27 protein-coding genes are annotated in these 23,412 nt (G+C 63.4%); 13 read left to right on the forward strand and 14 right to left on the reverse strand.

Features of this window, described 5'->3' with window-relative positions; all coding sequences use genetic code 11:
• Nucleotides 1-19: 19 nt before the first annotated feature.
• Nucleotides 20-340 (reverse strand): DUF7344 domain-containing protein, encoded by a 321-nt coding sequence (locus tag AC1XDK_RS21510; RefSeq protein WP_483352027.1) that lies wholly within the window; start codon nucleotides 338-340, stop codon nucleotides 20-22.
• Between the two features lie 59 nt (nucleotides 341-399).
• Nucleotides 400-561: a hypothetical protein gene (locus tag AC1XDK_RS21515; RefSeq protein ID WP_483352028.1), complete on the reverse strand. Its 162-nt coding sequence runs from the start codon at nucleotides 559-561 to the stop codon at nucleotides 400-402.
• Nucleotides 562-642: 81 nt separating this feature from the next.
• Between AC1XDK_RS21515 and AC1XDK_RS21520 the strand changes: the two genes are divergently transcribed.
• Nucleotides 643-2,475: an ATPase, T2SS/T4P/T4SS family gene (locus AC1XDK_RS21520; RefSeq protein WP_483352029.1), complete on the forward strand. Its 1,833-nt coding sequence runs from the start codon at nucleotides 643-645 to the stop codon at nucleotides 2,473-2,475.
• 32 nt (nucleotides 2,476-2,507) lie between these two features.
• Here the strand turns inward: AC1XDK_RS21520 and AC1XDK_RS21525 are convergent, their stop codons facing one another.
• Both AC1XDK_RS21525 and AC1XDK_RS21530 read right to left on the reverse strand, forming a co-directional pair.
• A complete protein-coding gene (locus tag AC1XDK_RS21525) occupies nucleotides 2,508-3,527 on the reverse strand; it encodes an NAD-dependent epimerase/dehydratase family protein (protein ID WP_483352030.1) in 1,020 nt (339 codons plus the stop codon).
• 97 nt (nucleotides 3,528-3,624) lie between these two features.
• On the reverse strand, nucleotides 3,625-3,903 hold the full coding sequence (locus tag AC1XDK_RS21530; RefSeq protein WP_483352031.1) for a winged helix-turn-helix transcriptional regulator: 279 nt from the start codon (nucleotides 3,901-3,903) through the stop codon (nucleotides 3,625-3,627).
• 285 nt (nucleotides 3,904-4,188) lie between these two features.
• Here AC1XDK_RS21530 and AC1XDK_RS21535 point away from each other — a divergent pair, with 285 nt between their 5' ends.
• The 3 genes from AC1XDK_RS21535 (at nucleotide 4,189) to AC1XDK_RS21545 (ending at nucleotide 7,716) form a co-directional block, all read left to right on the forward strand.
• Nucleotides 4,189-4,500, forward strand: coding sequence for an EMC6-like membrane protein (locus AC1XDK_RS21535; protein ID WP_483352032.1), 312 nt, complete (start codon nucleotides 4,189-4,191; stop codon nucleotides 4,498-4,500).
• 2 nt (nucleotides 4,501-4,502) lie between these two features.
• Nucleotides 4,503-6,314: a ribosome biogenesis/translation initiation ATPase RLI gene (locus AC1XDK_RS21540; RefSeq protein WP_483352033.1), complete on the forward strand. Its 1,812-nt coding sequence runs from the start codon at nucleotides 4,503-4,505 to the stop codon at nucleotides 6,312-6,314.
• 148 nt (nucleotides 6,315-6,462) lie between these two features.
• Nucleotides 6,463-7,716 (forward strand): hypothetical protein, encoded by a 1,254-nt coding sequence (locus AC1XDK_RS21545; RefSeq protein ID WP_483352034.1) that lies wholly within the window; start codon nucleotides 6,463-6,465, stop codon nucleotides 7,714-7,716.
• Here AC1XDK_RS21545 and AC1XDK_RS21550 read toward each other — a convergent pair.
• Nucleotides 7,713-9,083 (reverse strand): cytochrome P450, encoded by a 1,371-nt coding sequence (locus AC1XDK_RS21550; protein ID WP_483352035.1) that lies wholly within the window; start codon nucleotides 9,081-9,083, stop codon nucleotides 7,713-7,715. The genes AC1XDK_RS21545 and AC1XDK_RS21550 overlap by 4 nt on opposite strands.
• Before the next feature lie 81 nt (nucleotides 9,084-9,164).
• Between AC1XDK_RS21550 and AC1XDK_RS21555 the strand changes: the two genes are divergently transcribed.
• On the forward strand, nucleotides 9,165-9,830 hold the full coding sequence (locus tag AC1XDK_RS21555) for a helix-turn-helix domain-containing protein (RefSeq protein ID WP_483352036.1): 666 nt from the start codon (nucleotides 9,165-9,167) through the stop codon (nucleotides 9,828-9,830).
• Here AC1XDK_RS21555 and AC1XDK_RS21560 read toward each other — a convergent pair.
• Complete coding sequence (locus tag AC1XDK_RS21560) at nucleotides 9,812-10,348, reverse strand: archaemetzincin family Zn-dependent metalloprotease (RefSeq protein WP_483352037.1); 537 nt, start codon at nucleotides 10,346-10,348, stop codon at nucleotides 9,812-9,814. The two genes, AC1XDK_RS21555 and AC1XDK_RS21560, sit on opposite strands and share 19 nt — an antisense overlap.
• A 39-nt stretch (nucleotides 10,349-10,387) precedes the next feature.
• Here AC1XDK_RS21560 and AC1XDK_RS21565 point away from each other — a divergent pair, with 39 nt between their 5' ends.
• Complete coding sequence (locus AC1XDK_RS21565; RefSeq protein WP_483352038.1) at nucleotides 10,388-10,777, forward strand: UPF0146 family protein; 390 nt, start codon at nucleotides 10,388-10,390, stop codon at nucleotides 10,775-10,777.
• A gap of 15 nt (nucleotides 10,778-10,792) precedes the next feature.
• Here the strand turns inward: AC1XDK_RS21565 and AC1XDK_RS21570 are convergent, their stop codons facing one another.
• Nucleotides 10,793-11,404, reverse strand: coding sequence for a class I SAM-dependent methyltransferase (locus AC1XDK_RS21570; RefSeq protein WP_483352039.1), 612 nt, complete (start codon nucleotides 11,402-11,404; stop codon nucleotides 10,793-10,795).
• A 99-nt stretch (nucleotides 11,405-11,503) separates the two neighbouring features.
• Between AC1XDK_RS21570 and AC1XDK_RS21575 the strand changes: the two genes are divergently transcribed.
• The 5 genes from AC1XDK_RS21575 to AC1XDK_RS21595 all read left to right on the forward strand — a co-directional run bounded on the left by AC1XDK_RS21575 (nucleotide 11,504) and on the right by AC1XDK_RS21595 (nucleotide 18,020).
• A complete protein-coding gene (locus tag AC1XDK_RS21575) occupies nucleotides 11,504-12,376 on the forward strand; it encodes a TIGR01548 family HAD-type hydrolase (RefSeq protein ID WP_483352166.1) in 873 nt (290 codons plus the stop codon).
• Between the two features lie 234 nt (nucleotides 12,377-12,610).
• Nucleotides 12,611-14,053, forward strand: coding sequence for a PKD domain-containing protein (locus tag AC1XDK_RS21580; RefSeq protein ID WP_483352040.1), 1,443 nt, complete (start codon nucleotides 12,611-12,613; stop codon nucleotides 14,051-14,053).
• Between the two features lie 71 nt (nucleotides 14,054-14,124).
• Complete coding sequence (locus AC1XDK_RS21585) at nucleotides 14,125-14,673, forward strand: GMP synthase subunit A (RefSeq protein ID WP_483352041.1); 549 nt, start codon at nucleotides 14,125-14,127, stop codon at nucleotides 14,671-14,673.
• 36 nt (nucleotides 14,674-14,709) lie between these two features.
• Entirely contained in the window at nucleotides 14,710-16,563 is a 1,854-nt protein-coding gene (locus AC1XDK_RS21590) for a DUF2070 family protein (RefSeq protein ID WP_483352042.1), read from the forward strand.
• Nucleotides 16,564-16,628: 65 nt separating this feature from the next.
• Nucleotides 16,629-18,020: an FAD-binding oxidoreductase gene (locus AC1XDK_RS21595; protein ID WP_483352043.1), complete on the forward strand. Its 1,392-nt coding sequence runs from the start codon at nucleotides 16,629-16,631 to the stop codon at nucleotides 18,018-18,020.
• 496 nt (nucleotides 18,021-18,516) lie between these two features.
• Here AC1XDK_RS21595 and AC1XDK_RS21600 read toward each other — a convergent pair whose 3' ends face one another.
• Entirely contained in the window at nucleotides 18,517-18,768 is a 252-nt protein-coding gene (locus tag AC1XDK_RS21600; protein WP_483352044.1) for a DUF3194 domain-containing protein, read from the reverse strand.
• Between the two features lie 3 nt (nucleotides 18,769-18,771).
• On the reverse strand, nucleotides 18,772-19,167 hold the full coding sequence (locus AC1XDK_RS21605) for a prefoldin subunit beta (protein ID WP_483352045.1): 396 nt from the start codon (nucleotides 19,165-19,167) through the stop codon (nucleotides 18,772-18,774).
• A 115-nt stretch (nucleotides 19,168-19,282) separates the two neighbouring features.
• Here AC1XDK_RS21605 and AC1XDK_RS21610 point away from each other — a divergent pair, with 115 nt between their 5' ends.
• The gene (locus tag AC1XDK_RS21610) at nucleotides 19,283-20,269 is read left to right on the forward strand and encodes an NAD-dependent epimerase/dehydratase family protein (RefSeq protein WP_483352046.1); all 987 of its coding nucleotides are present in this window, start codon (nucleotides 19,283-19,285) and stop codon (nucleotides 20,267-20,269) included.
• A gap of 17 nt (nucleotides 20,270-20,286) precedes the next feature.
• Here AC1XDK_RS21610 and AC1XDK_RS21615 read toward each other — a convergent pair whose 3' ends face one another.
• The 5 genes from AC1XDK_RS21615 to AC1XDK_RS21635 form a co-directional block, all read right to left on the reverse strand.
• On the reverse strand, nucleotides 20,287-20,571 hold the full coding sequence (locus AC1XDK_RS21615; RefSeq protein WP_483352047.1) for a hypothetical protein: 285 nt from the start codon (nucleotides 20,569-20,571) through the stop codon (nucleotides 20,287-20,289).
• Between the two features lie 140 nt (nucleotides 20,572-20,711).
• A complete protein-coding gene (locus AC1XDK_RS21620; protein WP_483352048.1) occupies nucleotides 20,712-20,978 on the reverse strand; it encodes a KEOPS complex subunit Pcc1 in 267 nt (88 codons plus the stop codon).
• A gap of 5 nt (nucleotides 20,979-20,983) precedes the next feature.
• On the reverse strand, nucleotides 20,984-21,118 hold the full coding sequence (locus AC1XDK_RS21625) for a DNA-directed RNA polymerase subunit P (RefSeq protein WP_121817820.1): 135 nt from the start codon (nucleotides 21,116-21,118) through the stop codon (nucleotides 20,984-20,986).
• Complete coding sequence (locus AC1XDK_RS21630; RefSeq protein WP_483352049.1) at nucleotides 21,115-21,393, reverse strand: 50S ribosomal protein L37ae; 279 nt, start codon at nucleotides 21,391-21,393, stop codon at nucleotides 21,115-21,117. Before AC1XDK_RS21630 ends, AC1XDK_RS21625 begins: the two co-directional genes overlap by 4 nt.
• A gap of 42 nt (nucleotides 21,394-21,435) precedes the next feature.
• On the reverse strand, nucleotides 21,436-21,591 hold the full coding sequence (locus AC1XDK_RS21635) for a DUF8015 family protein (protein WP_231184900.1): 156 nt from the start codon (nucleotides 21,589-21,591) through the stop codon (nucleotides 21,436-21,438).
• Nucleotides 21,592-21,785: 194 nt separating this feature from the next.
• Between AC1XDK_RS21635 and AC1XDK_RS21640 the strand changes: the two genes are divergently transcribed.
• Nucleotides 21,786-23,330, forward strand: a complete 1,545-nt coding sequence (locus AC1XDK_RS21640; RefSeq protein WP_483352050.1) for an LVIVD repeat-containing protein — start codon at nucleotides 21,786-21,788, stop codon at nucleotides 23,328-23,330.
• Nucleotides 23,331-23,412: the final 82 nt, after the last annotated feature.

Raw genomic sequence — 23,412 nt, forward strand, 5'->3', positions numbered from 1 at the left:
TGGCCGGAATCGGGACCCCTCACCCGTCTATCGGCTCACAATGTCTTGCACAACAGTGCAATATGTCCTCCAAAAGCGTGTCGCCCGAATACCGAATCGCACCGGTCCGTTCGTCGTAATCGACTACCGACGTCGCTTCGAGACGCGGGAGATGGACGTGTCGAAGTCGCGTTTCGGTATGCCGTGGGTCGCCATCGAGTACGTCGCACAGTTCCTCGACGGTCGTGGACCCGTCCGTCGATTCGACGAGATAGTACACCAATCGGCGTCGTTGAGCGTCCGAGAGTACTTCGAACACTCTATCGAGACGTGAGGGCTTCGGGGACTCGGGTGACACCATCTACCAATGGTTAGGAAATCAACCCTCTAATTCTGGTGCCTGAATCCGCAAGCTTCCACTCAGATTGCACAATCGTCGACGAACTCGTACTCCTCGTATCGGTCGAGTTTTCGCTCGATGGCGTCCAGAAGCCACTCGTCGATGGTTTCGTCCGTGCAGTCGGCTTCGATTCGGTCGCGCGTCGTTTCGTCGACTGTGAGCACGAGGTGGGCGTGATGCATCGACTGCCGTACGTCACCGAGGGGCAAAAGCGTGACCCACACGCTGAAACCCTTATCAGGCTACCGCACGAACCGACGCCCATGAACGTAGTGCCGGATACGAGCGCCGTCATCGATGGCCGTATCTCGCAGAAAGTCGATGATGGTGACTTTGCTGGGGCGACGGTCCTCATCCCCGAAGCCGTCGTCAGCGAACTCGAATCGCAGGCGAACAAGGGAGAGGAGAGCGGGTGGAACGGGCTGTCCGAACTCCAACGACTCGCCGACCTCGCGGACGCCGGTGACATCGAACTCGATTACGTCGGGAAGCGACCCAAACCCGAAGAACAGGGGTACGCTCATCGGGGCGAAATCGACGCACTCATCCGGGAACTGGCGGACGAACACGACGCCACGTTCGTCACCAGCGACCTGGTACAGAGCGAAGTCGCGCAAGCGAAGGGCTTGGAAGTGGAGTACATCGCGCCGAAAACGCGGGACGTGGAACGGCTCAGCATCGAGGACTACTTCGACGAGCAGACGATGAGCCTCCACCTCCGGTCGAAGGTCCCGCCGATGGCGAAGCGGGGCGAAATCGGCGACATGCACTATCAGCGGATTCGTGACGAGGCGTCCACGGACGAGCAACTGAAGGAGTACGCACAGGAGATAATTCAGAGCGCGAAACAGAGCCACGACGGGTTCATCGAAATCGACGAACCGGGCATGACCATCGTCCAGTTCCGCGATTACCGTATCGCCATCGCGGAACCGCCCTTTGCCGACGCGTGGGAAATCACGGCGGTTCGTCCCATCGTCAAGACGTCGATGGACGACTACGAACACGCGGACGAACTCCGGGGACGCCTCCTCGAACGCCAGCGCGGCGTCCTGATTTCCGGGGCACCCGGTGCCGGGAAGTCCACCTTCGCACAGGCCGTCGCGGAGTTCCTCGCCGACAGCGACTTCGCGGTGAAGACGATGGAGAAACCGCGCGACTTGCAGGTTGGACCCGAAATCACCCAGTACACCGAGTTGGCGGGCGAGATGGAGAAGACGGCCGACTCCCTGCTCATGGTCCGTCCCGATTACACCATCTACGACGAGGTGCGTAAGACGGACGACTTCGAGGTGTTCGCGGACATGCGCCTCGCGGGCGTCGGCATGGTGGGCGTCGTCCACGCAACGCGCCCCATCGACGCGCTCCAGCGACTCATCGGCCGCGTGGAACTCGGCATGATTCCGCAAATCGTGGACACCGTCGTCTACATCGAGGCCGGACAAATCGCGAAGGTGTACGACGTGCGGACCGAGGTCAAGGTTCCGGCGGGCATGACGGAAGAGGACCTCGCACGGCCCGTCATCCTCGTGGAGGAGTTCGAAACCGGAACGCCGGAGTACGAAATCTACACCTTCAACCGGCAGGTCGTCACGGTCCCTTTGGAGGACGCTGACGAGAAGGAGACTGGCGTCTCGCGCCTCGCCAGACAGGAAATCGAGCGGGAAATCCAGTCGGTGTCCCGCGGTCACGTCGACGTCGACCTACAGGGCCAGAACAAGGCCGTCGTCTACGTCGACGAAAACGACATCTCCTACGTCATCGGCAAGGGCGGCGGTCGAATCGACGACATCGAGAACCGTCTCGGCATCGATATCGACGTTCGAACGCACGACGAGAAACCCTCCACGGTGGGAGGTACGGAGGCGACGCCGCGCGGCGACGTGGTGACGCCCGAAATCACGGGACGGCACGTCATCATCCCGCTGGACGGCCACGCCGGGGAAACGGTCGAAGTGCAGGCCGACGGCGAGTACCTGTTCACCGCGACGGTCGGCCGCGGCGGCGACATTCAGGTCTCCCGCGGTAGCGCCATCGCCGAGGAGTTGGAACACGCCATCGACCGCGAGCGCCAGATTACGGTCGTATCGGCGTAAGCGCCGGAATCGCGGTCAGTTCTCGTTTTCGATTATCGATACTCCGCCATCTCCGCGACCACGTCGGACGTGGCGACTCGCCACTTCTCGATGAGCGCGTCCTCGAACGGTTCTTCCTCCCAGTCGTCGATTCGGTCCCGCTCGTCCAACCATTCGACCGTCCGGGCGATTCCCGTCTCGAAGTCTATCGTGTACTCGTAATCGAGGTCGCGTTTCGCCTTGCGGTTGTCGAACGCCGTCGCGTACTGGAAGTGGTCACGGAGCATCGCGGTTCGCTCCGGTGCGACGGCGGTCAACACGTCGGTCGGAACGTGGACGAGTTTCGGGTCGGGCGCGCCGATTGCGCTGGCGACGCGGCGGTGGTACTGGTTCCACGTGATGAACTCCTCGCTCGTGACGTGGTAGGCCTCGCCGTACGCGTCCTCGTTACCGATGGCGTTGACGAACGCGCGGGCCACGTCGTCGCGGTGGCACGCACCCCAAATCGAGGTGCCGTCGCCGTGGACGACGACGGGCTTTCCGGCACGAAGGCGGTCGAGGTAGTACGTGCCCTTCCCGAAGGTGTGGTTGATGGCGCCGCCCTCACCGTAGGTGCTCCACGGGCGGATGACCGTCGTCTCGAACTCGCCGCGCTCGTGGGCGTCCATGAACACGTCCTCGGCGTCGGCCTTGTTCCGGCCGTAGTCGGTCACGTTCGGGTATCGTGCGGCGTCTTCCGTAATCGGATTTCGTTCCGGCGGGCGATGGTAGACGTCGACGGTGCTACAGAAGACGTACTGGTCGATGTGAGGAGCGACGGCGTCCACCGTCTCACGCGCCGTCTCCGGCGAGAAGCAGACCATGTCCACTAGCGCGTCGGGGTCGGCGTCCGCGACGGCCGCTTCGAGAGCGTCGATGTCGTGCCTGTCGCCCTGTGCGTGTGTGACGTCGTCCGGTAGCCCCTCGTCGTGGTTGCCGCGCGTGAACACCGTCACGGTCTCGCCCGCATCGGCGAGTCGGTCGACGATACCGGTGCTGATGAGACCGGTGCCGCCGACGACGAACACGTTCATATCCGGTCATCCACACGGGAACACAAAGCGGTGTGGATAGCGGACACTGTGGTTTTTGTGGGAGACGAAGAGAGGAAAAGAGAGAGAAACGGCGCGACTATTCCGCACACTGGGCGTCCGCACGGTGGTCCGCGTCCGGTTCCGTCGGGAGGTCGATTTCGTAGAGGTTCTGGCGGGCGTCGGCGAAGTAGATGTCCTCGTCGACGACGCCGATGTCTTCGAGTCGTTCGAGCGCGTAGCGAACCGTCCGTGCAGAGAGCATGGACTCGTCCACGATCTGCTTCTGGGTGAGCGACCCCTTGTATTCGAGAACCTTGAAAACGAGTTTGGCACTTGGTGGCAGGTCGTCGATTTGTTCCCGTTCGTTCTGGCTCATCATCGTTACGAATCGAAACACGCCACCGTGATAAAACTATTGAGACGGAGTGACATGGAAAGGCTTCACGGTGGTCACTCGACAAGACGAATTCGAAGGACGAAGCCGATCTCGGAGCGTTTTCGACGGCAGCCTGTGCTGACGTTGGTACACTGTCACACGCACACCCTAAAAGTCACCCACCGTCTGTATTCGGGTTCCACGTTCGTGCGAGTCCCACGCACGGCGAAAGCGGAGGTATGTACAAGCGAACGTCTTTTGAGGTAGGGTACCCGATTGGCACGCATGGCGACTGAAAAGGCATCAGAGCGACGGGCGGCCCATCTCCGGAGCATTACCGTCACGTCGCTCGCTTCGATATCTGGCATCATCGCCGGGTTCGCCTCCGCTTTGATAGTGGGGACGTCGAACGCGGCGGCGACGGACCAGATGGGATTGACCATCATGCTCGCGTTCGTGGTTGTCCAACTCCCACTGCTGTATCTCATGGGATACGAGTTGGACGGAATCAAAGACACCCTCTTCGTCGCGTTCATGACGTTCTCGCTCTGGTTCATCACGTGGGGTATTCTCCTGATCAACCACGTGGAGCTCTAAGCATGGCGGACGACAGTATCGCGGTCGTGGACCTCGAGCGGTGTTCCCCCGACCGATGCAACTACGAGTGTAAGAACTTCTGCCCGCCGAACCGGACGGGAAAGGAGTGCATCACGCTCCGCGGCGAGGACACGGCCGAGGGACAACCCGACCAAGTACACATCAGCGAGGAAATTTGCCTCGGCGAGACCTGCGGTATCTGCGTCGAGAAGTGTCCGTTCGACGCCATCGAGATCATCAACCTGCCGAGCGAGCTACAGGAGAACCCCGTCCACCGCTACGGCGAAAACGCCTTCTCGCTCTACGGACTGCCGGTACCTCAAGAGGGGCAAGTCACGGGGATTCTCGGCCCGAACGGGAGCGGGAAAACAACGGCGGTGAAGATTCTCGCGGGCGAACTCGCGCCCAACCTCGGCCAGTTCGAGGACCCGCCGGGATGGGACGACATCCTCGACCGCTACCGCGGAACCGAGCTTCAGGACTACCTCAGCGAGGTCCGGGACGGCGACGTCACCGTCGCCCGAAAACCGCAGTACGTCGATAAGATTCCCGACCGGTTCGACGGCAGCACCGCCGAGTTGCTCTCCCGAACCGACGAACGAGGCGTCCTCGACGACCTGCTGGAGCGACTCGAAATCGAGCACGTGATGGACCAAGACATCGACAGCCTCTCCGGCGGTGAACTCCAGCGCGTCGCCTTGACGGCGGCGCTGGCCCGCGACGCCGATTTCTACTTCCTCGACGAAATCACGCCGTACCTCGACATCAGCCAGCGCGTCACGGTCGCCCGCCTGCTTCAGGAGATGGCGAACGAGCAGGGTCGCTCCATGCTCGTGGTCGAACACGACCTCGCCATCCTCGATTTGGTGGCCGACAACCTGCACGTCGCGTACGGCGAACCCGGCGCGTACGGTGTCATCACGACGCCGAAATCGGTGCGTAACGGCATCAACGAGTATCTGAAGGGCTACCTCAACAACGAGAACATGCGGATTCGTCCGAACGCCATCGAGTTCGACGAACACGCTCCACGTGAGACGGTCACTGCCGACCCGCTCGTGGAGTATCCGGACCTCCACAAATCGTACGGCGAAGGCGAGTTCTCGCTCGACGTCGAAGGCGGCACGATTTACGAGAACGAGGTGTTAGGCATCGTCGGACCGAACGGAATCGGAAAATCGACGTTCGCGAGGCTCCTCGCCGGACGACTCGAACCGGACGAGGGCGACGTGGACTTCGCGCTCGACATCTCGTACAAACCGCAGTACATCGAAATCGACCAACCGATGCGCGTCGACGTGTTCCTGTCGTCGCTGACCGACGACATGGGAACCTCCTACTGGGACACGGAAATTTCCCAACCGCTCCAACTCGAACGCATCATGGAGCAGGACCTCACCGACCTCTCCGGCGGTGAGCGCCAGCGAGTCGCCATCGCCGCCTGCTTATCGAAACCGGCGGACCTCTACCTGCTGGACGAACCGTCGGCGTACCTCGACGTCGAACAGCGCGTCCGAGCGACGCGCGCCATCCGCCGCTACGCCGAGATTCAGGACGCCACCGTGTTGGTCATCGACCACGACACGTACATGATCGACCTGCTCTCGGACCGCCTGATGGTGTTCGACGGCGAACCCGCACAGCACGGTCACGCCGGACGCCCGAAGGGGATGCGCGACGGGATGAACGACTTCCTCGCCAACCTCGACATCACGTTCCGGCGCGACGAGAACGTGGGTCGCCCGCGCATCAATAAGCCCGGCAGCCAACTCGACCGTCAGCAGAAGAACGACGGCGAGTACTACTACAGCTAACTCCTCCTTTTTTCTTCGACGACTCGACGCGCCGCGAAGGTTTAGCTTGCCAGTCGCTAGAAACTCATCTTCGGGGAAACCGCCGAGGACATCGACGCCTGACCTCGGAACCGAACCGCTTTTTTCCCCCTCGTCGTAGTTCCGAATAGTGATATCCGCCCTCTCCTCGTGGCTCTCCACCTCCGACAACCGGGCGAAACTCTTCGCCGCCCTCGCAGTCGTGTTGTTCGCCACCGCCGGGGTCGGGGCGCTGACGGCACAGGACAGCCCTTACCTGTCCGTGGACGAGCAGCGTCCCGCGACGAACACACTCATCGCGTTGCAGGGCTACCAGCACGAGGGACGCGCCATCGAGGTGAACCCCGCCGGAAAAATCGTCTGGGAGTACACCGAGGCGGACGACGTGTTCGACGTGGAAGCGCTCGGGAAGAACCGAGTGCAAATCGCGGTGGCCGACGAACTCCCCGACGCGGAGTGTCCGTCCGAGTATCGGGACGACGGCTACGACAACTGCGTCCGAAACTCGCTCCGGGTCGTGGCACAGGATACAAACGAGACCCTGTGGGAGTACTCGTGGTTCGACGCCAAACTCCACGCCCACGAACTCCACGACGCCGACCACTACGTCGTGAACGGGAAGGACCGCTGGGTGATGGTGGACATGGGCAACGACCGCGTGTTCGCCGTGAACCGCGACAAGGAAACCCTCTGGCAGTGGAACGCGACTGAACGCTACGACTTCCCGGAGGGCATGGACGAGGAGGGCGACTGGACCCACGTCAACGACGTGGACCGGATTCGGCCGGGCGTCTTCCGCATCAGCCTCCGGAACTTCGATACGGTCGCCGACCTGCACGTCGAGAACGGGTCTGCTCGCCTCGAACCCGTCGTCGGCCCGAACTCCTACTCCGAGTCTGGGAAAGTCCTCTACGAACAGCACAACCCCGATACGCTCGGCGACACGCTACTCGTAGCCGACAGCGAACACGACCGCATCGTCGAAATCCGAAACGGAACCCTCGTCTGGGAGTACGGCGGCAGCGGCGTCTTCGACTGGCCCCGCGACGCCGACAGACTGCGAAACGGCCACACGCTCGTCGCCGACTCGTACAACGACCGAGTGGTCGAACTGAACGAGAAGGGCGAAATCGTCTGGTCGGTCGAAACCGGGTCGCTCCCCTACGAGGCGGACCGCTTGCCGGGCGAAGGGAGCGACGGACCGACCGCACGCGAGGCCGGAATACCGAACCGAACCGACGAAACCTCCGTCGTCAACGAACGGGTCTCGTGGGGCATCGCGATGGCGAAGTACGTCGTTCCCGACAGCCTCGCACAGGAGTTGGTCGTCATCCTCCTCGGGGTGATGGCGCTCGTTGGCACCGCCGTCGAACGGTGGCGTTAGCGCTTTTTCACGGTTATCTCGATGGGGTTCGTCGGTTCGAGCGTCGTCCCCATCCGCAAATCGAGGTCGGCGGGCGGGGAATCGAACTCGACCCGTTGTGCGAGCGTCGCCAACACGAGTCGAATTTCGGCGTTCGCAAAGCGCATCCCGATGCAGTGGCGCGGCCCGCCGCCGAACGGGAAGTAGGCGTACTCCGGCAAGTCGGCTTTCATCTCGGGCGTCCAGCGTTCGGGTCTGAACGTCTCGGGGTCGTCGAACCAGCGTTCGTCGTTCTGAATCACGAACTGCGGGAGCGTCAGCGAGGTTCCCTCGGGAATCCTGTACCCGCCGAGGACGACGTCCCGTTTCGTCTCGCGGAAGACGACGTAGGCGGGCGGATATCGTCGCAGGGCTTCGGTGACGATTTTGTCCGTGTAGTCGAGCGCATCGAGGTCGGCCATCGACGGGGTCTCGCCGTCGAGGACGGTGTCGAGTTCGTCCTGTAGGGTCCGCCGAACCCGCGGATGGGTCGAGAGGAGATACAGGCAGTAGGTCAGCGCGAGTGCCGTCGTCTCGTGACCCGCGAAGAGGAACGTCGCCATCTCGTCGCGGAGGGCTTTCTTCGACATCTTCTCGCCGTCTTCGTCCGTCGCGTGGAGGAGAATCGAGAGGAAGTCGTCGCCCGGCGGTTCGTTCCGGCGCTCCTCGATGAGGCGTTCGACCGACTCGTCGAACTGCTCGATGGCGCGTTTGAACCGACGATTGGTCGCGGTGGGAACCCAATCCGGAACGAACGCGTCCACGGACCCCGCATCGCTCTTCTCGTTGATGGCTCGCGTGATGTTCCAGGTCGCGTCACGAATCGGGGACTGGTTCCCCCGAACCCCGAAATCGAACAACGCCGCCGAGAGGATTCGAAGCGTCAACCGCCGCATCTCCTCCTGTAGCAGAATCGTCTCCCCGGTGGTCCACGAGTCGGCGGCTTCCGCCGCGAACTCGGCCATCGGGTCGGCGTAGGTCGCGATGCGCTCGCGGTAGAAAGCGGGTTGCATCCTCGTGCGCTGACGTCGCCAGAACTCCCCTTCGCTCGCGAAGAGGCCGTTCCCGACGAACTTCTCGCCCGCCTCTTGGATGAATCCGCTCTTTCCGAACTTCGACTCCTCCGTGACGAGCACCCGTTTTACGTGGTCGGGATGGAGGAGCGTGCAAAACGGCTCGCCCGCCACGGAGTACGACACCACGTCGCCGTACTCGCGGAGGCCGTCGTAGAACGAAAACGGGTCGCGGAGGAAGCCGAGCGTGTTTCCCACGGCGGGATACGATTTCGGACCCGGCGGGAGCGGGTGGTCGTCCGGACGCTCCGTCGGCGCGGTTTCGGGGGGCGTCATGGTTAACCGTCGGGTCGGAAGACCGAAGCCGGTTCCGTCGAATCCACTAGAGAATTTATAAGCGAGGCCGTATGTCCCGGTATGAAATACGTTCGGCTGACGCTTCGCCACCCGCGCGAGATGCGAAATCCGATGCGGTCGTTCATCATGGAACACGAGGCGATGGAACGGGCGGAACTGCTGAACTGGAATCTCTCGCACCCGGACCGCGATTACGTCCTCTTTCGAATCGTCGGCGAGATGGAACCCTACACCGAGGCGGTGGAAGCGGCCCCGTTGATTCTCGATTACGAGTTGACGCCGTTGGATGACGGCTCGTTTTACGCCTCCATCGAACACGAAAAGCGCGACGTTGACACCGACTTTCGCACCGCGTTCGCGGGGACGAGCATCCTCGTGATTCCACCCATCACGTACACGAGCGACGGCGCGATGCTGATGGAACTCGTCGGAAAGGCGGGCGACATGCAGGCCGTGATGGACGACGTGGACGCCGACATCGACATCGCCGTCGAACAGGTCGGGGAGTACGACTCGCCGCGGGCGCGGTTGTGGTCGACCCTGACCGAGCGACAGCGGTCGGCGCTCGAAACGGCCGTGGATATCGGTTACTACGCGGTGCCACGCGAAGCGGGCGTCGAAGCGGTGGCAAAAGAGATGAACTGTGCGCCGAGTACGGCCTCGACACACCTCCGAAACGCGGAGTCGAGGGTCGTCCGCGAACTGGTTCAGAGCACCTGCCGCTGACAGGTGCCACAGAGGTTCTCCTCTTTCACGTCCACCTCGCGGACGGTGGGCGAGAAGTTCATCACACAGCGGTTGTTGTCGCAATGTTCGAGGCCGAGCGTGTGCCCGATTTCGTGAACGACTTCCTTTCGAACGCGGTCGGAGAAGACTTCCTCGCGCGGTTTCGTGGAGATGCCGCCGTCCGAGGAGAGGCCGTCCGTCGCGGGTTGCAGTCGATAGGTGGAGATGACGCTGCCGCTTCCGTCGAGATAGGCGAGTCCGAAGACGTAGTTTCGACGGCGATAGAAGAGGTCCTGTGGCGTGATGGCGATGTTCTTCTCCCCCGTTCCGATGCGACTCGCCAAATCGATGAAATCCTCGGCGCGAAACTGGTCGCGGTTGGGGTCGTGGGACCCGGAGGGAATTTCCTGTCGCTCGTGGACCATGACGTCGCAGTCGTAAATCGACCGAAGGGCCGCTGAAGCCTCCCGTTTGACCCGCCCCGTAACGTCCCCCACGGGGACGATGTCAATCAACATGGCAACTCCTATGACCGGACGACCCATAAACATCCCGCCGTGAACCCCACAATTCGCGACGAAATCGTCCGCCGTCTCGCCGATTTCCGGCGCGCCGTCGAAATCGGAATCGGCAATCGACCGGACGTCGCCGAGGGACTCGCCGCGTCCGGCGTCGCCGTCACCGCGACGGATATCGAGCCGCGGTCGGTTCCCGACGCCGTCGGGTTTCGAGTGGACGACGTGACCGACCCGGAGTTACGGGTGTACGAGTCCGCCGACGTGATTTACGCGCAGAACCTCCCGCCGGAACTCCACCGTCCCGCGCTCTCGGTGGCCGAGGCGTGCGATGCGGTTTTCGTCTTCACGACGCTCGGCGGCGACCAACCGGTGGTACCTGTTCGGCGCGAAACGATTCCGGGCGAGACGCTGTTTTGGGCGCGAGAATAGGAACCGTAGGGTCGGTCAGACGTCCGGCTTTTCCGCGATTATCGTCTCCGCGGCGTGCTGGTGCGGTTCCCCGCCGGAGTCGTCGTCGAAGACGAATCCGTCCTCCCGCAGGAGGTTCCAATCGTCGTAGTAGCCGCGGAGTTCGCCGGGTTGGTAGAAGTGTTCGTTGTCCCCCCAGTCGGGTGCGGTCGGAATCTCCGGGTGGTCGACGAACGCGAACAGGACGTGAATCCCGCCGTCCGTCGTCGCGGTCTTGAACCGCTCGAACTGCCATTCGCGGTTCTCCGGGCGGAGATACTGGAGCGCGCCACAGGAGTATACCACGTCCATCGACGGGAAATCGAGGTCGTTGACGTCCGCGCGCCGCGTCTGGATTTGAACGCCGCGCTCCTCGGCGAGACGTTCCGCCTTCTCCAACCCGTTCGGAACCGGGTCCACCGCGAGGACGCCGTAGCCCCGTTCGGCGAGATACACCGCGTCCCGACCCTCGCCGCTGCCGATGTCGATAGCGGCGGGTGCGGTGCGCTCCGGTGCGAACTCCAGTACCGTTTCGGCCAAACCGTTCGGCGCCGTCCCCCAGTAGTAGTCGTCGCGGCCGTAACGCCGCTGGAGTTCGTCGTGGTCCATGGCGTGACGTTCAGAAGGAAGCGGTATAGGCGGTTCGGCATACTCCTGATACGCTCGGCGATTCGGCAAACCCTTATCGCCGCGGACGAACGCGATGGTATGAACGTGGACGCGGTCGTGCTGGACATCGACGGGGTAGTAGTGGACGTGGCGGACTCCTACCGGCGGGCGATAATCGAGTCCGTCGAACGGGTTCACGGCGACACCATCCCCAAGGACGCCATCCAATCGTTCAAGGACGCATCGGGGTTCAACAACGACTGGGAACTCACCTACGCGGCGGCGCTGTACGTCCTCGCGTCCCGCGAAGGGTTAGAGGACACCGTTGAGGAGTTCACCGACGGCATCGCGGCGAACGGCGGCGGACTCGACGCCGCCGAACGAGTGGTTGCCGAGGAATTGCCCGACGACGCCCACGACCGGGTTCGGGCGGCGTGGGACCCCGAAACGCTCCGCGACGTGTTCCAACAACTCTATCTCGGTTCCGACCTGTACGCCGAACTCGAAGGCGAAGAAGCGACGCTCGACACGCGAGGATACATCAACGACGAACCCGTCCTACTCGGGCCCGAGACGGTCGAAACCCTCACCGAGAACTATCCGGTTGGCGTCGTCACCGGCAGGCCGAGCGCCGAGGCCGACATCGCCCTCGAACGCGTCGGACTGGGGATTTCCGCCGACCGTCGGTTCACGATGGACGATTGGGAACAGGGCAAACCACATCCTCACGCCCTGATGACGCTGGGAGAGCGCTTCGACGCCGAACGCGTCCTCTTCGTCGGCGACACCTTGGACGATATTCGAACCGCGGTGAACGCCGACGGGACGGACCCCGACCGCGAGTATTTCGGCGTGGGCGTCCTGACTGGCGGTCTGACGGGGGAATCCGGACGACGGAAGTACGAAGGAGCAGGTGCGGCGGGGGTCATCGACTCCATCGACGACCTTCCGGCGCTCCTCGGAGAAAACTGATATCTTTCGGCCTGTAGCCTGTCCGCGGGATGGTTCACCTACATCGGTCCGGCGGCGAGCTTTTTCCCGGAAGGGACCGCCTAAAGACAGCACAGGCGGGACATAACAAAGCCAATCACGACCTTCCCCTGATGCGATACGCCACGCCCGACAGCGTGGCCCTCGGAGAATCGTGTCCATGACGTCTTACACACCGCTACGCACCCAGTATCGCACTCGGAGGCGACCCGTTCGATGAAACTTCGTCCGATACTCGTCGCCCTCCTCGTCCTCTCCCTGTTCGGAACCGCCGTCGCGCTTCCACCACCGGGGCTGCCCGGCGACGACCTGCCGGACGCGCCGACGAACCATCACGGCACCTACGCCGTCGAGCAAGGCGCGTCCTGTACGGAGGTCAGTCCGGTTCACGGCGACACGAACGTCGTGGACTTCTACGACTATCGCACCCCGTACACGAATTCGAGCAGTTGGGCCTACGGCTACTTCGGAGACAAAGCGTTCACCCGTGATAACGGGAGCACGATGTTCCTGTATCAGGCTCCCAGCGGCGTGACCAGCCTCGTGATGATTCACGACCGGATGAACAAGACTCGAACCGGCGACAACAACCCGATGAGTACGGTGACGTTCGGATTCGACGGCCTGCCGAGTTCCGGCCGGTGGGTACTGATGGACGACACGTACCCGCACAGGGACGACCAGTGGTCGAGAACGCGTCTCGACTGGATATGGGCCGGGTCCCGCACGGACGGCGGCGTCTTTCGCGGTCTGTCCGGAGATTCGGAGATAACCGTCACGCCGTCGTGGAACGAGGACGCGACGCTCTACAACCCCCAACTCAAGCACGAACCGGTCACGTCGTGGGCGTTCCTCTCGGGAAGCGGTGCCAGTCCGAGCGCGACGGAACTCGACATGGACTCGCCCGTGACCATCCACCCGGGAACGTGTGGGGGCTCGCTACAGGTGACGCTCCGCGCCGCGGGCACGGCCAGCACCGGAACACCGATAACCCTCGACGCGAGCCGGACGACCGACTCGGAGGGGACGCCGAAGAAGTACCACTGGGATTACGACGACGACGGAACGGTAGACGAGACGACGACGCACCCGACGACGACGCACACCTACACGGAACCCGGAAACCACATCGCGCGGGTCACGGTCACGGACAGCAACGACCACACCGCCAGCGCGACGACGCCCGTGACGGTGAAGCGAACCGAAGCGGACATCCACGTGACGGGCGCGTCGCTCGACCGAACGCACGTGTCGAAGGGAGATACAGTGAAAGTTACCGCGACGTTCAAGAACACGGGCGACGGCGACGGGACGATTCCGGCCGTCCTCGCGGTCGGTGACTCGGTCGGGGACAGAAAACGGGTACACGTCCGACCCGGGGAGACGAAAACGGTTACGTACACCTACAAAGCGACTGCCTCCGGCAAACAGGAGGTGGCCGTGAACGGCGTTTCGGCGGGGACACTCGCGGTCCAGCAACCCACCACGAAACGGACGACGGAGAGGACGACGCACACGAAACCCGGCGACGAGACGACCCACGACTTACACGACTCCCAGTCGCTCCCGGGCCCGAGCGTCGTGTTCGACCATCCCGGCATGAGCGGATTCGTGGTCGCGCTCTTGCTCCTCGGCGCGGCGTTCGTGGTCCGACGGTAGGTCGGAACCCCTTCGGTTCCGACGCGACGGTGACGAGGCGTTTTTAACCGTGCTCTCCATATCGCCCGCCAATGACGAAAATCCTCGTCGTGGACAACCACGGACAGTTCACCCATCTCGAACACCGGGCGCTTCGGGACATGGGCATCGAAACCGAACTCATCGACAACGACACGCCGCCGGAAGATATCGACGCCGACGGCCTCGTCCTCTCTGGCGGCCCGTCGATGGACGACATCGGCAACTGCGCGGAGTACCTCGAACTCGACATCCCAGTTCTCGGCATCTGTCTCGGCATGCAGGTCATGGCGCACGTCCTCGACGGCGAAACCGGAGAGGGAGAGTACGGTGGCTACGCCGACGTGAGCGTCGACATCACGAGCGACGACGACCCCGTCGTCGGGTCGCTCGCGCCCGAAACCCGCGTCTGGGCGAGTCACGCCGACGAAGTGAAGCAGGTCCCGTCCGGATTCGAACGAACCGCCACCAGCGACGTCTGCGGCATCGAGGCCATGAGCGACCCCGACCGCGACCTGTACGGCGTCCAGTGGCACCCGGAAGTGGCGCACACCGAGGAAGGAGAGGAAGTGTTCGAAAACTTCCAAAGCGTTTGTGAGTAGTATACTTTAACTCTCCGCGGCGTAGCCTTTCGCCCAATGACAGCGACCCAGAGCGACCTGGCGAGTCTGTCCCGATACATCTTCCGTGCGCCGCAGTGGTACGCGAGCGTGGGGTTCGCGCTCCTCATCGCCGCGATTGCGGGTGTCGGGGCCTTCGACTCGCAGTACATCCTACAGGACGCGTGGGAGGGGATTTTCTTCATCGGGGTTCCGACGGCCGTCGCGAGCATCTTCACGACGCCGGTGGACCGCCGCCTCGGCGGACAGTTGACCTACAACCGGTCGTCGCTCCTCGCACTGACGTGCGAAATCATCGTCGTCACCGTGTTGTCGATAGCGGGTATCATCTCGGCGTTCACGGGAATGGGCCAGCAGTTCGTCTTCGACGTGCTCATCTTCAGCCTCGCGTCCGTCTTCGCCCTCCGCCTCCTCGTGGTGATGGCCGTTTCGCGCACCTCGTTTCTGACCGCCATCGTTCCGGCGGGCATCCAGACAGGGGCCGCGGCGGTCCTCTTTTTCATCTACAGCGAGACGATTCGCGTCTTCGAAGTCGGCGGTCCGCTCGTACAGGACTTGCTCGCCCGCGGCGACAAAGCCCCGGCGGCGTTCGGCGTCATCACGCCACGAGATTTCATCCTTCTCGGGGTCGTGAGCGGGATGTATGCCATCAGCGTCTACGGCTTTCTCACCGTCATCGACCGACCGTGGCGGCGCAGTCTCGGCGTCAGCGCGCTCGACTTCCTCCGGGGGTTCATCGGCCACATCGCGGAGGGAACTCGCGAATTGGAGGACTTTTTCGAGCAAATGGGACAGCAGGCAGTCGTCCCCATCACCGTCCTCTCCTTTCGGCGCGAGGACGAAAGCGAGAAGGCACGGTTCGTCCTGCCGATGATTCACCCCGGCCCGATGGGCGAAATCGGCGGCGGCAACCTCCCCCGACGGGTCGCCGCGGAGTCGGACGGAATGGCGTTTCCGCCCCACGCGACCGCCGGACACGACTTCAACCTCGTCACCGAGCGCGAAGTGGACACCATCCTCGAAACGGCCCAGACGGCGTTCGAGCGAATCGAGTACAGCGACGACGCCAGTCAAAGCGTCCGAACGCAGGAGGGAGACGCCAAAGTCGTGGGCCAGTCGTTCGGGGACGACGCCCTCCTCGTCGCCACCTACTCCCCGGAGTTCGCAGACGACGTGGAGTACGCGGTCGGATTGACCGCCGCCGCCGAGGCCCGGTCGGGCGGGATAGACGAGGTGATGCTGGTGGATGCACACAACTGCAACAACGGACTCCAAGGCGAGGACATCGGACACGTCTACCCCGGAAGCGAGCGCTCGTTTCACATGATTCAGGCCGCCCGGGCGACGGCGGGCGAACTCGGAAACGCCAAACGAGGCCACCCGGAACTCGGCGTCGCGTGGGACGAAACCGAGTGGACGCCCGCGGACGGAATCGGACCGCTCGGCGTTCGCGTCGCTGTACTCAACGTCGCGGGGCAACGGACGGCGTACGTGCTCGTCGACGGCAACAACATGGAACCCGGCCTTCGGGACCGCATCGTCGCCGCCGTCGATGCGGACGACGTCGAGGTGATGACCACCGACACCCACATCGTGAACATGGTCGAGTCCTCGAATCAGGTCGGCGGGGCCATCGACCACGACGAACTCATCTCCCTCGTCACCCGATTGGCCGACGAGGCGGCCGCTGACATCGAACCTGTCGAGGCGGGCATGGCGAGCGAGTACGCCGACGTGACCGTCTTCGGCAACGACCGCACCGAGACGCTGGCGAGTCACGCGAACGCCGTCATCGCCATGGGTGCAGCGCTGGCCGGGGCGGTCATCCTCGCGGTGACGGCCATCAGCGTCCTCATCTTCTTCCTCACCTGAGGCTGTCGGAGATATCGCAATCGCGTTTATTCACTCCTCGCGCTTACCCTCACTCGGAGGGGAAGATGGCAATCGAAACGACCGAGAGGGGAGCGGAAACGCTTCGCGCACAGTTGAAGGGAGAACTCGTCACGCCGGGCGACCCGAGCTACGACGAGGCGCGGGGTGTGTGGAACGGGATGATAAACAAACGACCGGCGATGATCGCCCGGTGCGACGGCGTCGCGGACGTACAGGCCGCCGTGACGGTCGCACGGGAACACGATATTCCGATCGCGGTTCGCGGCGGCGGGCACGGCGTCGCCGGACGCGCGGTGGTCGACGGCGGCCTCGTCATCGACCTCGAACCGATGCACTGGGTACGGGTGAATCCCGAAACCCGCCACGTTCGCGCGGGTGCCGGTGCGACGTGGGTCGACGTGGACCGCGAGACGCAACCGTTCGGCCTCGCGGTGCCGGGCGGCGTCGTCTCCGACACGGGTATCGCCGGGCTCACGCTCGGCGGCGGGATGGGACACCTCCGCCGGAAGTACGGCCTCTCGTGTGACAACCTCGTCTCGGTCGACGTGGTGACGGCGGACGGCGCGTACATCACCGCGAGCGAGGACGAACACGAGGATTTGTTCTGGGCGCTCCGGGGCGGCGGCGGCAACTTCGGCGTCGTCACCGCCTTCGAGTACGAGGCCCACCCCGTCGGCCCTGACGTCGCGATGTGTTTCGTCTGGTACGACGGCGAACAGGCGACGGAGGTCCTCCGGGAGTTTCGGGCGTACGCGGCCGACGCACCCGACGAGGTGAGCCTCCTGCCGTTCTACGCGTGGGTCCCGGACCTCCCCGAGTTCCCCGAAGAATCGTGGGGCGACTCCTCCGTGGCCGTCCTCGGATGCTACGCGGGCGACCCGGAGGAGGGCGAAGCGGAACTCCGAACGGTTCGGGAGTTCGCTGAACCGGTAGTTGATTTCAGCGGGACGATGCCGTACGTCGAACTCCAGACCATGCTGGACGGGGAGTATCCGAGCGGACGCTACTACTACTGGAAGTCGCTCTACATCGACGAGTTGAGCGACGACATCATCGACGGCGTCGTCGCCTGTGCCGAGCGCTGTCCGGTGCCGCTCTCGACGGTCGATATCTGGCAGGGCGGCGGCGCGCCCGCCCGCGTCGGCGAGACGGAAACCGCCTTCGCACACCGCGACGCGCCGTACGGTCTCAACTTCGAGGCGAACTGGGACGACCCGCGGCTGACGGACGCGGCTATCACGTGGGTGCGCGACTCCGTCGCCGAGCTGCGGGAGTTCCCCGAAATCCGTGGGCAGTACGTCAACTTCCCCGGACTCGAAGAGGAACCGTCCTCCGTTCCGTTCGGCGAGAACGCGGACCGGCTCACGGCGATAAAGGCCGAGTACGACCCTGACGGCGTCTTCCGCGCTCACGGCAACCTCGAACCGGGAAGCTGAACGAAAATCCCATTTTCCGTACTTCGTCGGCGTACAACTCCTCGAACTAGCGCTCGCGTGGCTGTTCGCTCGCTTTCTCCACACCCTGTTCGATACCCCGAAAATCCCCCGTGTCCCCTTCGGGAGGCCCATCCGTACTCCCGAGCTTACTCCGCCTCGGCGTCTCCGTCGAGGGTTTTCAGGTCGCCACGTTCGGCGTGTCCCGGCGCACAATCGTTCGGTTCGCGCGTTCTCCCGCGAGGGAGAGCGTTCACCGTTCGATTGCCGCCGGTTCGCCCGAGGGAAATGTCATCGGTCGTCGGTCGTTCCGACGACCGGAGGTGGGCGGTTCAGCTCGGAGAACCCTGTCTCACGGCGCGAGGAAAACGCACCGAGTCCGCCGTTTTCGGCGGCCGTTCTCCGAGCGGGCCTGTGACTGGCGACTCGTCACAGTATTCCAAAGCCAATTATTTGTTATAAGAATTCGGCTTGAATATGCCAGTCAGGAGAATGAACGTTACGCCGATCCTTCAGCTTCGGCGAACAGCTCATCGACCGCCGCGCGGGCGGCCAGTGCGGCGTCGTTCGCCACCTTTTCCTCGTCCCGACTCGCGTTCGGCGCGTTGAGGTACACGTCCACTTCGAGAACGCCTTCCTCGAACGTAACCGTCACGTCCACGTCTTTGACGTTCGACTGTTTGATCCGGTCGAGTATCAGGCCCTCGGCCGCTTCCGAGGCCGTCTGAACGACCGTCTCGTCGCTGACCATCGCTTACGCGCCGCCAGCGCCGCCGGGGCCGGTCGGACCGGACGGGCCACCCGCGCCGCCGCCGAGCATCTCTTGGAGTTCGCTCTGCAGTTTCTCGAACTGGTCACGAACACGCTCTTCCTGTTTGTTGAGCGTCTCGACTCGGATTTCGAGGCTGTCGACCTTGTCTTCGAGGTCCGACTGAGCCGTCTCGTAGTCGGTCTTGACGAACAGTTCGCCGACTTCGTGGAACATGGTCGCGTCCTCGTCGATGTCGTCGAGTTCGTCAAGCGCGTTCTCCGACTCGGAGAGCTGCGTCTCGGCCTGATTCTTCTGCACGGCGACCTGCTGTGCCGTATCCTGAAGGTCCTGCAGTTGCTCGAGCTTCTCCTGTGCTTCCGGTGGAAGATTACCCTGCATACTCGTCCCTTGTCGCCCGGACTGAAAAAGCCCCGCTTTTACGTTCGTGAGGGGACCGTTTACCGTCGGTAATTTCGGCAAAATCCCTTTCCGCGGGTCCGTCGAACCATCGAGTATGAACGTCTTCGTCGCTGGCGCGACCGGTGTGCTCGGACGTGAACTCGTCGCGGAACTCGCGACACGGAACCACCACGTCGTCGGCCTCTCCCGAGGCGCACGGGGGGACGAACTCGTCGCCGACTGCGGCGGCGAACCCCGACGCGGGGATATCCTCGACGAGGAATCGCTGGTGGACGCCGCCGAGGGATGTTCGGTCCTTATCCACGCCGCAACCGCGATTCCGACGAGTCGAAAACCGACCGAGGACGAGTGGGTCAAAAACGACCGGGTGCGCACCGAGGGAGCCAGAAATCTGGTGGCCGCCGCGGAGGAAGTCGACGCCGACAGACTTCTCCTCCAGAGCATCGTCTGGGTCGCGCGCCAACCGAACGGACGGGCGTTCGACGAGGAGTCGCCGCCCAATCCCGACCGCACGACGCGCTCCGCGCTGGATGCCGAGCGAATCGTCAGACAGGGCGGCGAGGAGGGAGAGTTCGACGTCGGCGTCCTCCGATGCGGTTTCTTCTACTCGCCGGAGTCGGCACACACCCGACAGATGGGTAGCGGCCTGTTAGACGGAAGGTTCCCGATATTGGGCGGCGGTACTCTCGGAAAACGGGACGCGACGCTTTCGATACTCCACGTCGAGGACGCGGCGCGGGCGTTCGCCACGGCGGCCGACTCCGACGCGACCGGATGCTGGCACGTCACCGACGACGAACCGGTTTCGCTGGCGACGATGCTGACTGCGTTCGCGGACCGTATCGATGCACCGGAACCGCGGCGGATACCCGGATGGCTCGCCCGCCCGTTAGTCGGCAAACACTCGGTGCGCCTGCTGACGAAGTCGATGCCGACGACGAACGAGCGGTTTCGAGAGACGTTCGACTGGGAACCGACGTATCCGACCTATCGGGAGGGGTTGGACGAGGTGGTCGAAACGTGGCGAAGCGACGGACTGCTCGTCGCGGGGGGAGACGGCCACGAATGGCGTGAAACGTGAGTCAGGGCTGGCACGTCTCACTCGCTCTCGAAGAGAATCACGTCCTCGTCGTCCTCGCCGTCCAAACAGAGCGGCACCAGCGGTCCCCAGAGGTAGCGATGCTGGCCGTCGCAAGCCGGACAGTCGTACGTCGCAATTCCTTCGCCGTCCGTAACGCTCGAATCCCAGTCGTCGGGGTCGGTGTGTTCCGTGGCGATGGGCGTCATCGTCTCGGGACATCGAATCTCGATGCGGTGGTCGCGGTCGAAGTCGGGGTCGCCTTCGTCACCCTTTTTTCGTCCGAACGGGTTGAGTCGGAACACGTCTATCGCCACCCGAGGAGGTCGTTGCGTTCCGGCGTACGGGATTTACTGGGGTCCAATCTCTCCTGCGGCACGATAGCAACGTAACGAAGCCCACGAACACAAAGGCGTCGATGCGATTCGGAACGTTTCTGAAAAATCTAGAATGACAGTTCCGCTACCGAATCCCCGGTCTGGGCCACCGTTTCGGCGACACCCACCAACGTCTGCCACGTGTTCAACGCCGCACGGAGGGCGACGAGGTCTTCGGCCTCGACACGAACGGAAACGGTCCGTCCATCCCGCTCGACGGTGGTCCGCGAGCGGTCGTCGTCGATTTTGCCGATTTCTTGCTCGACGCTCCGAAAGATCAGGAGCGCACGCTCCTCGGAATCGTACTCGAAATCGAGAAGCGCGTCGTGAGACACGGGCGCTACCGGACGTCGACTTCCTTGACGTCGCGGCTACGCTCTTTCAGCAGGACGCGGTGTCCACAGTACGGGCAGCGAACGCCGCCGTACTCGTCCAGTTCGACATCCCGCTTGCAGCGCGAACACTTGTAACTCATTCTTCGTCAGCCAGTGCGGCGCGGATGGAACGCTTGACGGTCCGTCCGGCAGGCGTCTGCGGGCGGTAGGTACCGCCGGCGAACGTGTAGCCACACCGACTGCACTCCCAGATACCCGTCCCCTGTCGGTCGACGGTGTCGTTACCGCAGTCCGGGCAGGTGTGGTTTTCGTTCATATCCGCTTCGATTTCGGAGATGCGCTTGCGCGCGACGCGACCGTATCGCGCCCCGAACCGACCGGCGCTTCCGGTTCGTGATCGAGATTTTTCGGCCATAGTACCGAGAGATAACCCGAGAAGACTGATAAAGCCTTTGAGTTAGACCGGTGGTCGAGCCAAGGCGTACCCGACGACCAGTATCGCCCCGAGCAGACCGAGTATCGTCATCGGAAACGACGTGAACTGCCCGGCCACGAATCCACCACCCGATAGCGTCGGAATCGCCGCGAGGACCGCGTCGTAGCGTGAGGCCATGTAATTACATATAATTACGCAGGCCCAAAAACGCTGGGGCTGCTGAAACGAGTGTCAATACTGGGCGTCGGAAACGGTCGTGAACGGGAGACACAAAAGCTTCGGCCTCGTCCCGGAACACCCGTGTTCTCCGCCGTTTCGCGCGCCGTTCCGTCACCCGCGCTTTTATTCCGTTTCCGACCGATTATCCCGACATGCATCGGCGAGAGTTTCTGCGCACTGCCGCCGTAGGGGGCGGAGCCGCGTCCCTGCTGGCGTCGGGGGGTGTCGCCCAGTCCGAAGCCGACCCGTACCGGCCGCTCGGACACGTCGCCATCGAGGACGCGAAGGAAGCCGTCGTCGGGGACGACGGAAACACCGTCTTCGTCGCCACGACGGACGGGTTCGCCACGGTTGACATCCGAAATCCGAAACGACCGACGGTGTTGGCGGAGCGCCACGACCTCCTCGCCAACCACGACGGCGGCCCGCTGACCCAGATTTGGGACGCCAAGGTCGACGGGGATAAACTTCTCGTCGCCGGACCGGCGAATCCCGTCGCCGACAACGAGGTTCACGGATTTCTGCTGTACGACGTGAGCGACCCGGCGAACCCCGAACGGGTGGCGTTCCACGAGACGTCGTTTCCGATTCACAACGCCGACCTGCAGGACGGCGTAGCCTACCTTACAGGGAACAACGGGGATGGGAACCCGCTCGTGCTGGTGGACGTGTCGAACGACCGGCCGAGAGAAGTCGGCAGGTGGTCGATGCTGGACTACGACTCGAAGTGGTCGGAAGTCGATTCGTGGGTGCGCACGCTCCACGACGTGTGGGTCAACGACGGGAGGGCGTACCTCGCCCAGTGGGACGCGGGAACGTGGATCGTGGACGTGTCGAACCCGAGAGAACCCACGTACGTTTCGCACTTCGGCGGTCGGTCACGGAAGAAACTCGCCGCGATTCCCTCCTCGCAGGAGCAAAACGAAGTCATCGGCCTCCCGGGGAACGACCACTTCGTCATGACGAACGAGGACGCCACCCTCCTCGCCTGTGACAAGGAGGCGTGGGACACCGACGGCCCCGACAAAACGGGTCCCGGCGGCATCGACCTCTGGAACGTCTCGGACGTGAAACGGCCTCGAAAACTCACGACCATTCGGCCGCCGAAGACGGCCGACCCGAGTTACGACCTCGGCGCATCCCCCTCGGCGTCGCTCCTCTCGTCCCTGTCGTCCGTCGCCGCCGATTTGTCGCCGGTCGGCGTCTCCTCGGCTCACGAGTGTCACGAGTGCGGGCAAGGGAGTTCGTCCGGCCAGTGGACCACGTCGCACAACTTCGATTTCGTCGGTGACCGGCTCTACACGTCGTGGTACAACGGCGGCGTGAAGCTGTTCGACGTGAGCGACCCGGCCGAGCCGAAGGAACTCGCGTGGTGGCGGAAACCGAACGAGGCCGCGTTCTGGACCGCCCAGCGCGTCTCCGACGAGGTGTTCATCGGCGGGAGCATGGGCCACCACGGCGACGGCCGCGGCGGTCTCTACACCTTCCCGAACCGCGCGGGCACGCAGCGAAACCCGCCGTCACTCACGGGCGAGGGGACCACGAACCCGAAAACGATAGCGTCGGGTGACGAAACGACCACGGAGTCGAACGACGGCGTGGCCGCAACGACGGGACAGCCCGGTTTCGAGATGGGAATCGCCGGACTGTCCATACTCGGCTTCGGCGTCTGGAACCGCCTACGGAATCGAAACTAGGGCGATTTTTCGGGACTGATTTCGGCAGAAACCACGGCCGAGAACCCCAAGCTTACCATACTTCGAGTTCCTAGGGGAAAGC

The sequence above is a fragment of the Haladaptatus sp. HS23 genome, from assembly GCF_056892285.1.